Origin of the sequence: Stenotrophomonas sp. S39 (genome assembly GCF_016624665.1) — a bacterium.
Classification (GTDB): Bacteria; Pseudomonadota; Gammaproteobacteria; order Xanthomonadales; family Xanthomonadaceae; genus Stenotrophomonas.
In genome coordinates this window covers 1-10591 of record NZ_JACVTT010000121.1, presented here as the reverse complement: position 1 = coordinate 10591, position 10591 = coordinate 1, and the positions used below count along the sequence as shown (strand labels likewise).

9 protein-coding genes are annotated in these 10591 nt (G+C 67.6%); 4 read left to right on the top strand and 5 right to left on the bottom strand.

Annotation, left to right across the window (positions count from 1 at the left end):
- Window positions 1-92 precede the first annotated feature (92 nt).
- Entirely contained in the window at window positions 93-659 is a 567-nt protein-coding gene (yeiP, locus tag IAE41_RS20405; protein ID WP_079221730.1) for an elongation factor P-like protein YeiP, read from the top strand.
- A 126-nt stretch (window positions 660-785) separates the two neighbouring features.
- Here yeiP and IAE41_RS20400 read toward each other — a convergent pair whose 3' ends face one another.
- From IAE41_RS20400 to IAE41_RS20385, 4 genes are all read right to left on the bottom strand, one after another.
- Window positions 786-1478 (bottom strand): MliC family protein, encoded by a 693-nt coding sequence (locus IAE41_RS20400; RefSeq protein WP_200734359.1) that lies wholly within the window; start codon window positions 1476-1478, stop codon window positions 786-788.
- A 100-nt stretch (window positions 1479-1578) separates the two neighbouring features.
- A complete protein-coding gene (locus tag IAE41_RS20395; RefSeq protein WP_200734358.1) occupies window positions 1579-3375 on the bottom strand; it encodes a DUF4105 domain-containing protein in 1797 nt (598 codons plus the stop codon).
- Between the two features lie 40 nt (window positions 3376-3415).
- Complete coding sequence (locus IAE41_RS20390) at window positions 3416-3715, bottom strand: DUF2388 domain-containing protein (RefSeq protein ID WP_200734357.1); 300 nt, start codon at window positions 3713-3715, stop codon at window positions 3416-3418.
- A 62-nt stretch (window positions 3716-3777) separates the two neighbouring features.
- A complete protein-coding gene (locus IAE41_RS20385) occupies window positions 3778-5166 on the bottom strand; it encodes an FAD-binding oxidoreductase (protein WP_200734356.1) in 1389 nt (462 codons plus the stop codon).
- A 171-nt stretch (window positions 5167-5337) separates the two neighbouring features.
- Here IAE41_RS20385 and serA point away from each other — a divergent pair, with 171 nt between their 5' ends.
- Entirely contained in the window at window positions 5338-6579 is a 1242-nt protein-coding gene (gene serA, locus IAE41_RS20380; RefSeq protein WP_079221726.1) for a phosphoglycerate dehydrogenase, read from the top strand.
- A 182-nt stretch (window positions 6580-6761) separates the two neighbouring features.
- Here the strand turns inward: serA and IAE41_RS20375 are convergent, their stop codons facing one another.
- Window positions 6762-7376: an NUDIX hydrolase gene (locus tag IAE41_RS20375; RefSeq protein WP_200734355.1), complete on the bottom strand. Its 615-nt coding sequence runs from the start codon at window positions 7374-7376 to the stop codon at window positions 6762-6764.
- Window positions 7377-7506: 130 nt separating this feature from the next.
- Here IAE41_RS20375 and IAE41_RS20370 point away from each other — a divergent pair, with 130 nt between their 5' ends.
- Entirely contained in the window at window positions 7507-8979 is a 1473-nt protein-coding gene (locus IAE41_RS20370) for an amino acid permease (protein WP_108746592.1), read from the top strand.
- 83 nt (window positions 8980-9062) lie between these two features.
- A complete protein-coding gene (locus IAE41_RS20365; RefSeq protein ID WP_200734354.1) occupies window positions 9063-10490 on the top strand; it encodes an amino acid permease in 1428 nt (475 codons plus the stop codon).
- Window positions 10491-10591: the final 101 nt, after the last annotated feature.

Genomic DNA, 10591 nt, shown 5'->3' with positions numbered 1-10591 from the left:
ACACACTGGGCGGGGGGGGCGAACCCCCCGGGGCACATTTTTTATCCCCCGGGGGGCGGGGCGGGCCCCCTCCCCCAACGACCAACAACATCATGAAAGCCAACGACATCAAGAAGGGCAACGTCGTCGAGTACAACAACGGCGTGTACCAGATCCGCGACATCGAACGCAGCTCGCCGCAGGGCCGCGGCGGCAACGTCCGCTTCCGCTTCATCATGTACAGCGTGCCGGGTGGCAACAAGCTCGACGCCAGCTTCGATGCCGACGACAACCTGGTCGAAGTCGAACTGCTGCGCCGCCAGTCCACCTATTCGTACAAGGACGGCGATGCGTTCGTGTTCCTCGATGACGAGGACTACACCCCCTACACCCTCGACGCCGACGTGATCGGCGACGACGCCGGCTACATCACCGACGGGCTGACCGGCATCTACGTGCAGGTCATCGACGAGCAGCCGGTGGCGATCCAGCTGCCCGCCTCGGTGGTGCTGGAAGTGATCGAAACCCCGCCGGAGCTGAAGGGCGGCACCGCCACCAAGCGCCCGAAGCCGGCCAAGCTGAACACCGGCATTGAAATCATGGTGCCGGAGTACATCGCCAACGGCGAACGCGTGCTGGTCAACACCGCTACCGGCGAATTCGCCGGCCGCGCCGACTAAGCACCACGCGCCGGGCATGGCCCGGCGCTGACGCCTTCTGTAGAGCCGAGCCCATGCTCGGCTGCTTCTGTTGATGCATCGCGGCGAAGCGCAGCCGAGCATGGGCTCGGCTCTACAAAACCGCGCTTATCTGCCGCCGAAATTGCCGCAACCGTGGTACTGGCGAGCACCGACGGTCAGCATCGCTTTGGCCTCGAACGATTCGCCGCTCATGCTGTCCTGGCAGGTGGTGCGCTGGAAGCTCAGCTTGATGTCGGTGCCATCGGCAGCCTTGCCCGCCCAGCCATCCGCACCCGTGGTGGGCGCGGCCACCTGGAAACGGCGCTCGCCGTAGTCCACGTCCACCTGCAGGCCCGGCGCATCGCCGTCGACCACGGCCAGCCATCCGGGCTCGTTGCCGGTGGCACGGAATGCGGCCTTGCCCGCGCTGCCATCGCCTTCGATGTCCTGCTGGGCCTGGCACTCGCGATCAGGCTCACCTTTCAGGCTCAACAGGCCATCATCGCTGCCCTTGGCCCAGAAGCTGTTGCCCTTGCCATCGCTGTACTTCGCCCCGGACGCCACCCGTTCCGCGTGCAGCGCGAAGCGGCGTTCACCGATCGTCACCGTTGCCGCGTCCTCGCCCACGAAGCGCGCCTGGACATCCAGGTCGCCGCAGCGGTAAGCGGTTTCGCTGGCGGCTGCGGCCTCCGTCGCCGGCTCGGGCGCGGGTGCCGGCAGATCGGCGGCGGTCGCCGCTGCGGGAGGTGCCGCCGCAGGCTGGCAGGCGGTGAGGAGGATGCCCAGGGAGGCTGCCAACAGGCCGGGAACTACACGCATGGCTCGACTCCTTGTCGATACTACTGAGGACACCTGACCGTACCACCTTGGCACCAGCAGGGCCTGAAAGCCGCCTGACCGCAGCCGCTACGCGCCCGGATCAGGGAACGGCCACGCCTGCGACCGGCGCGGCCGCCTGCTCACGCAGCCGCTGGCCGAGGGCCGCGAGGTTGGCGTCGATGTCATCCAGTTCCTGCCGCTGCCCGGCAGGCAGCTGCACGCGCAGCTGCTGGCGCACCGACTGCCAGGCGGGCACGGCCGCTGCACTGGCGGTGGCCACGGCCCCGGCAACCACGGCCTGCTCTTCGGCCAGCGGCACCCCATAGCCGCCATCGGCCAGCAGCCGGCCCGGCCGCAACCACTGCCCGCTCTGTTCCAGCAGGCCGCGCAGCTGCGCGGTGGCCTCGCTTTCCGGCGCGGCCAGCAGGCGACGCTTCAGGGTGTCCCGCACCCGCAGCTCAGCACGGCGCTGTGCGGCCTGTTCCAGCAGCAGCAACCCGGCGCTGGCACGCACATCGCCCTGCAGCAGCCACGGCGCACGCTGCCGCGCGGGCAGCTTCAGCCAAGCCTGCACGTCGTGCGCCGGCAGGGAGTTCTGCGCGGCAGCAACCGCAAACAACTGCTGGTAATGGTCGCGTGCCGATGCGAAGTAATAGCCCTCGGCCTGCGCGCCGGCACGGTCGTCCAGTACCCGCTCATCCAGCGCATCGAGCCGCACCAGTCGCCGGCGCAACCCGCGCGGGGTCAGCTGGGCCAGGCCGGCCTCGCCCAGCCGTGGCACCCCGGCCTGCAGCAGCTTGGCGGTTTCCACCGCACAGTTGTTGCTGACGAAGTAATAGCGCCCGTCATAGCTCCAATGCACCTGCGCGGTGCGCTCGAGCAGGCTGGCGATTTCGCTGCGATCAAGCGCCAGCGGCAGCGATTGCAGCCCGCGCAGTTCGACCTTGGTGTACTCGTCCACCACCTGCTGCAACGGCAACACGAACAAGCGCGACGGATAGCCGCCAGTCAGCCCCCGCCAGTTGGAAATCTGCACGTCGCCGACGAAGGCGCGGAAGGACAGGACGCGGTGATACTCCAGATCCAACCGGCAATCCGGCACCGGCGCGCGGCCCGGGCGGCAGATGACCAGGCGCAGCATGCTGTGGCCCCAGCGGCTCATCGGCTGCGCACTGCCCTCGGCGAACAGGTAATCCACGGCGAAGACGCGGGCAGGATCCAACTGCAGCAACGACGCCGCGCCCTCCTCCGCCTCAGCCTGCAGCAGCGGCACCGTGCCATCGCACTGCACCGTCGGCAAGGAGGGCGGCGTGCCGAAATGCTGCTGGTACCACTGCGCCAAGGCGGGACGGCGGCAGGCGAATTCGGCGTCGAGCACGAAACGCTCGGCATTCACCGCCAGGTATTCAGCCGGGTCCGTCAGTTCGTAGCGATCCGGGCTGCGGTCGCTGAAGTGGTTGTCGCCGCGCCCCAGGTGCCAGGGCCTGCGCTGCCAACCGGCCAGATCACGCCAGCGCGCGCTGTGCGACCAGTTCGCGCCGCTGCGGTCTGCTACATGGGTGAGTTCATGGACCAGCGCGCTGCGACGCGCACGGCGCGCCCCCGCCTGGCTGTCATCCAGCAGATCCAGGCGCAGCGCAATGCGTCCGGCGAATGCGCGGCCGTGCACCTGCCCAGGCAGGTCATCGCGCCACGACACCCGCACCTGCGCAGGCAGCGCGCGCAGCAGGCCGTCCGGCAGCAGGGCCTGCACGTCGTCCAGCGTCTGCCGCGCCAGCTGCTGCTGCGGCTCGCTCAGTCCGGCGGGATCAAGCTGCAGGCGATCGGCCGCATGCGCGGCGTGCGCGATCAGCAATAGAGCCACGCCCTGCGTGGCTGCGTTCCGTGCAGATGTCATGGCGTAGCCGGCCAGCGGCCGGCACTACCGGAAGGCCGGTTCAGCGGGCCAGCAGCGCGCGGGCCAGCTGCAGATCGCTCTGCTGCTGGGCAGCGGCATCCTGCTCGCGCAGGTGCAGCAGCGCCGCCTGCAGGCGCGCACCGCGGATCTGGCCATCGCTGGCCACGAATGCGGCAGCATCATCGCGCGCAGCCAGCACCACCTTGTCATCACCCGAGCTGCTGCCCGAGGAGCCGGAAGACGCACCGGTGGCCGAACCCGCCGAGGTGCCAGCGAAGCTGGAAGCGAAGCCGGCCAGCGGCAGGGACAGCAGGGCAAGCAGCAGGAGCGGACGGGTCATCGTGGTCAGGCCATCAGTGGAGTTGCAGGGAGCGTAATGGTTGTGTGAAGTCTTTGCCTGCATCAGGCGTCGAACAGCTTGCCTGGATTCAGCCGCGCTTCGGGATCGAAGGCGCGCTTGACCGCCTTCATCAGCGCGATTTCCGCCGGGCCGCGTGTGCTGTCCAGGTAGCCCTTCTTGACCAGGCCGATGCCATGTTCGGCCGAAATGCTGCCATCGAAGCGCGCCAGCACCTGCGCCAGCAGCTTGGTCACGTGCTCGCACTGGGTTACGAAATCGGCGTCACTGGTGTCGTCCGGCTTCAGTACGTTGATGTGCAGGTTGCCATCGCCGATGTGGCCGAACCAGACAACATCGAAGTGCGGATACGCCTGCCCGATCAGTGCCTGGGTCTCGGCCAGGAACGCCGGCATCGCCGAGATCCGCACCGAGACATCGTTCTTGTACGGCTTGTAGCGGGCCACCGCTTCGGTGATGCCCTCGCGCAGGCGCCACAGCTGCGCCGCCTGTGCATCGCTGGCGCTGATCACACCGTCGCTGACCCAGCCATTGCCCATGCAGTCCTCGAAGGCCGCCATGGCCGCCGCTTCCTGCGCCTCATCGTTGGCGGCGAATTCGGTGACCACGTAATACGGGTGCACCTCGTCGAACGGGGCCTGCGCGCCGTGGGCCAGCACATGCTCGAGCGCGCGCTCGGTGAAGAATTCGAAGGCCTGCAGCTGCAGGCGTGCGCGGAAGGCCGCAAACACCTGCATCAGCACGTCGAAGCTCGGCACCGCCAGCAGCATCACGTTGCTGGCCGGCGGCGGATCGGTCAGCTTCACCGTGGCCTCGACGATCACGCCCAGCGTGCCCTCGGACCCGATCATCAGCTGGCGGAAATCGTAGCCGCTGGAATTCTTGATGAGGCCTTTGTTGAGTTCCAGCAGTTCGCCACTGGCGGTGACCACCTTCAACCCGGCGATCCATTCGCGGGTGTTGCCGTAGCGGATCACGCGGATGCCGCCGGCATTGGTGGCGATGTTGCCGCCGATGGAGCACGAGCCGCGCGCGGCGAAATCCACCGGGTAGATCAAGCCGTGGTCCAGCGCGGCGTTGTGCAGCGCCTCCAGCGGCATGCCCGCCTGCACCACCAGGGTGCGGTCGACCGGATCGTAGGCCAGCGCCTTGTTCATCCGCTCCAGGCTCAGCACCAGCTCGCCGTTGGCCGCCACGGCGCCGCCGGACAGGCCGGTGCGGCCACCGGAAGGCACCACCGCCACGCCCTCCGCCGCACTCCAGCGCATCACGGCCTGCACCTCCTCCACCGATGCCGGCAGGGCGATGGCCAGTGGCGCCGGGGTCCAGCGCCGGGTCCAGTCGCGGCCGTAATGCTCCAGGTCGGCAGGGTCGGTCTTCAGCTTCAGGCCGGGACAGGCCTGCTGCAGCGAGGCGATGCGGGAATCGGTCATGACGGTCCAGCGCGGTGCGTGAAGAACGGGCAAGCGTGCCAGCGCCGCGGGCCAGCGTCCAGCCCCGGCAATCACCCGGAATGGCTACGGATGCAACTATTTCCGCACTGCACCATGGCCCCGCCGATCTGGCATAGTGGTCAGCCCCTGTCCCACTGGCCGTGCCGTACCATGTCGCCGAAGAAGACCTCGTTCCCGAAGCAGGATATCCGCGTGCTGTTGCTGGAGGGGGTCAGCCAGACCGCCGTGGAGGTGTTCAGCGCCGCCGGCTACAGCCAGATCGAAGCGCACAGCAAGGCGCTGCCCGAGGACGAACTGAAGGCCCGCATCGCCGAGGCGCACATCGTCGGCATCCGCTCGCGCACCCAGCTCAGCGCCGAGGTGCTGGCCGAGGCCAAGCGCCTGATCGCAGTGGGCTGCTTCTGCATCGGCACCAACCAGGTCGACCTGGACGCAGCCGAGCTGGCCGGCATCCCGGTGTTCAACGCGCCCTACTCCAATACCCGCAGCGTGGCCGAGCTGGTCATCGCCGAAGCGATCATGCTGACCCGTGGCATTCCGCAGAAGAACGCCGAATGCCATCGCGGCGGCTGGTCGAAGTCGGCCAGCGGCAGCCACGAGGTGCGTGGCAAGACGCTGGGCATCATCGGCTACGGCCACATCGGCACCCAGGTCGGCGTGCTGGCCGAGTCGCTGGGCATGCAGGTGATCTTCCACGACGTGGAAACCAAGCTGTCGCTGGGCAATGCCCGTGCCGCCGCCAGCCTGGACGACCTGCTGGCGCGCGCCGACATCGTCACCCTGCACGTGCCGGAAACCCCGTCCACGCAGTGGATGATCGGCGCCACCGAGCTGGCGAAGATGCGCCGCGGCGCGCACGTGATCAATGCCGCGCGCGGTACCGTGGTCGATATCGACGCACTGGACGCAGCCCTGGCCAGTGGCCACATCGGCGGCGCGGCCCTGGACGTGTTCCCGGTCGAGCCCAAGGGCAATGGCGATATCTTCGAATCGCCGCTGACCCGCCACGACAACGTCATCCTGACCCCGCACGTGGGCGGCAGCACCCTGGAAGCGCAGGACAACATCGGCATTGAAGTGGCGGCCAAGCTGGTGCGCTACAGCGACAACGGCAGCACCCTGTCGGCGGTCAACTTCCCGGAAGTGACCCTGCCCGAGCACGCCGACAGCCTGCGCCTGCTGCACATCCACCAGAACGTGCCCGGCGTGCTGTCCAAGGTCAATGAGATCTTCTCGCGGCACAACGTCAACATCGACGGCCAGTTCCTGCGCACCGACCCGAAGGTGGGCTACGTGGTGATCGACATCACCGCCAGCGAGGAACAGGCCGGTGCCGTGCGTGACGAGCTGGCGGCCATTCCGGGCACTCTGCGCACCCGCATTCTGTATTGATGAAGGCGTCGCCGGGCATGGCCCGGCCCGCACGACGGTAGCGCCGGGCCGTGCCCGGCGGAAATGCATCCGACACCGCGCCATCCACGCATGGCGTGGATCTACTGGGCTGCGCACGCCATCCACGCGTGGCGTGGATCTACCGGGTTGCAGTAGAGCCACGCCATGCGTGGCTGCCCCTGTCAGCGCGACAGCCAGCGGCGGGCCATGCGCTGCATTGATGCGTCCGATTCCGGATCTTCGGCAACCTCGGCCACCGGGCGCCAGGCCAGGTCGAGCGATTCCTCGCTGAGCACGAACGCCTCGCCGCCCACGGCACGGATCACGAAACGCACGTCGTAGTGCCAGTGCCCCGGCACGTCGGTGCGTTCGGGAATCCAGTGCTTGTCCAGATCGAAGATGGCCGGGTCATCCAGCACCAGGCCGGCCAGGCCGGATTCCTCTTCCGCTTCCTTCAGCGCCACGCGTCCCAGGTCGCGGTCGCCATCGGCATGGCCGCCCAGCTGCAGCCAACGCTGCAGCTTGCGATGGTGGGTCAGCAGCAGGCGCTGGCCGTCGGCACTGACCAGCCAGCAGCTGGCCGTGAAGTGCCCGGCCAGACGTTCACGACAGAAAGGATCCTGCGGGTCGTCGATCAATGTGCTGAATTCGGCAGCCAGCGCGTCGTGGGATGGCTCCCGGCGGGCGTAGTCATGCAGCAGGCCACGCAGCTGAACATCAAGCGCGGCAAGGGATTCGGCAGGTTGATTCATGAATGCGGGGCAATCGGAAAAATACTGCCCATTATCGCCGGTCATTGTTGCGATTGCGCTTGTGCGGTGGCTTCAGCTTTGGCTAAGGTACAGCGGGCCGTTCGCGCGGCCTTCACCATTCCAGGCCGCCGGCAACGCATCGGCGGCCCCAATCCGATCATCAGGAAAGTTCTGCATGCTGAAAGCACTGTTGAGGGTCAAGCCGGTTCAACCGGCCGGGCACGTCGATGCTGGCGAACCCATCGAAGGCAGCCTGGACGGCGAAGCCACGTTGAAACGGACCCTCACGGCGAAACACCTCATCATGCTCGGCATCGGTGCGGTGATCGGCGCAGGCATCTTCGTGCTGACCGGCCAGGCCGCGGCCAATCACGCCGGCCCGGCGGTCATGCTCTCGTTCGTCATCGCCGGCTTCGCCTGTGCGCTGGCGGGCCTGTGCTACGCCGAGTTCGCGGCGATGATGCCGGTCTCCGGCAGCGCCTACTCGTACTCCTACGCCACCCTCGGCGAAGGCATGGCCTGGTTCATCGGCTGGTGCCTGGTGCTGGAATACCTGTTTGCCTCGGCCTCGGTCGCAGTGGGCTGGTCGGCCTACCTGATCAGCTTCCTCACCAGCACCCTGAACATGCCGTTCCCGGACGCGCTCAGTGCAGCGCCGATCGCCTGGACCGGCAGCGAGTTCGTCGCCTCCGGCAAGCTGTTCAACCTGCCGGCGGTGCTGATCATCGCGGCGGTGTCGGGCCTGCTGTATGTCGGCGTCACCCAGTCCGCCTTCGTCAACGCGATCATCGTGGCCATCAAGGTCACCGTCATCTGCCTGTTCATCGGCATCGGCGCGGCGCATATCGATCCGGGCAACTGGCACCCCTTCATCCCTGAAAACACCGGGCCGGGCGAGTTCGGCTGGAGCGGCATCTTCCGCGCCGCCACCATCGTGTTCTTCGCCTACATCGGCTTCGACGCGGTTTCCACCGCCGCCGGCGAAACCAAGGACCCGCAGCGCAACATGCCGATCGGCCTGCTCGGCTCGCTGGCCGTGTGCACCATCGTCTACATCATCGTCTGCGCGGTGCTGACCGGCATGATGCCGTACCACCTGCTGGGCACCGACAAGCCGGTGGCCACCGCGCTGGAAGGCTACCCACAGCTGGCGTGGCTGAAGACCGCCGTCGAGATCGGCGCCATCGCCGGCCTGTCCTCGGTGATCCTGGTGATGATGATGGGCCAGACCCGCATCGCCTACACGATCTCGCGCGACGGCCTGCTGCCGAAGTTCTTCGGCAAGGTCCACGCCCGCTTCCGCACCCCGTACTGGGCCACGATCGTGGTCGGCGTGATCGCCGCTGCACTGGCCGGCCTGGTGCCGCTGAACGTGCTGGGTGAACTGGTCTCGATGGGCACCCTGCTGGCCTTCGCCACCGTCTGCATCGGCGTGCTGGTCCTGCGCTACAGCAAGCCGGACCTGCACCGCCCGTTCCGCGTGCCGGCGGTGTGGATCATCTGCCCGCTGGGCGCGGCCACCTGCCTGTTCCTGTTCTGGCAGGCGTTCGTGGTGCATTGGCACCTGTTCGTCGGCTGGACCGTGCTGGGCCTGCTGATCTACCTCGGCTACGGCATCCGCAACAGCAAGCTGGCCAAGTCTCCCTGATGTGCCTACGGGCCGGCCTCGCGCCGGCCCGTCCGTTTCTCCCCGCGCGCCCTCCGCGGCGCGCTTCGAAAAGATCGACACACATGTTCAAGCAACTGTGGGCCACCAAGCACCCGCATGCCGCCCATGAAGACGCCAACGGCCTGAGCCTGCGCCGCCACCTCGGCCCCTGGGGCCTGACCGCGCTGGGCATCGGCGCGGTCATCGGCGGCGGCATCTTCGTCATCACCGGCCAGGCCGCGGCCAACCATGCCGGCCCGGCCATCATGCTGTCCTTCGTGCTGGCCGCGGTCTGCTGCGCCTTCTGCGCGCTGGCCTATGCCGAGTTCGCCTCGATGGTGCCGGTGTCCGGCAGCGCCTACACCTACACCTACGCCACCTTCGGCGAGCTCTCGGCCTGGTTCATCGGCTGGATGCTGGTGCTCGAGTACGGCGTATCGGCCTCGGCGGTGGCGGTCAGCTGGACCGGCTACTTCCTCAGCCTGCTCAGCCAGTTCGACATCCACCTGCCAGCGGCGCTGGTCAGCGCCCCACTGGACGCGCAGCTGCGCCCCACCGGCGCCATCGCCAACCTGCCCGCCGCCATCCTGGTACTGCTGCTGACCTGGCTGTGCTACGTCGGCATCAGCAAGTCCTCGGCGATGAACATGGCGATGGTCGTGCTGAAGACCGGCCTGATCGTGCTGGTCATCGTGGTTGGCTGGAAGTACATGGACACCAGCAACTGGACCCCGTTCATCCCGGCCAACGAAGGCCCAGGCAAGTACGGGATGGAAGGCGTGCTGCGCGGCGCGGCCATGGTGTTCTTCGCCTACATCGGCTTCGAGGCGGTGTCGGTGGCGGCGCAGGAATCGAAGAACCCGCAGCGCGACATGCCGATCGGCATGATGCTGTCGCTGGTGATCTGCACGGTGCTGTACATCGCCATGGCCGCCGTCATGACCGGCCTGGTGCCGTACCCGCTGCTGGGCACCGACGAACCGGTGGTGACCGCCGTGGCGGCGCACCCGCAGCTGGGCTGGCTGCGCTGGGTGGTCGAGGTCGGCGCCCTGGTCGGCCTGTCCTCGGTGGTGCTGGTGATGATCATCGGCCAGCCGCGCATCTTCATGATCATGGGGCGCGACGGCCTGCTGCCGCCGGTGTTCACCAAGATCCACCCGAAGTACCGCACCCCGCACATCAACACGGTCATCACCGGCATCGGCATCGCCCTGCTGGCGGCGCTGTTCCCGCTGGACATCCTGGGTGAACTGACCTCGATGGGCACCCTGATCGCGTTTGCAGCCGTGTGCGCGGGCGTGCTGATCCTGCGCCGCACCCAGCCGGACCTGCCGCGTCCGTTCCGCATGCCGATGGCGTGGCTGATCTGCACCCTGGGCGTGCTGAGCTGCCTGGCGCTGCTGTCGGCGATGACGATGCACAACTGGATGCTGATGGGTGTGTGGACGTTCGTCGGCTTCGTGATCTATTTCTGCTACGGCTTCAAGCACAGCCGCCTGCGGGGCCAGTAAGGTTTTTTTGTATTGCAGGGCCTGCGGCCCTGCACCCGCTGGAGCAACGTCAACAGCAACGGCTGGGTTGAGGGGTTGGCGGGGAGGGGGGGGGTTTTTGG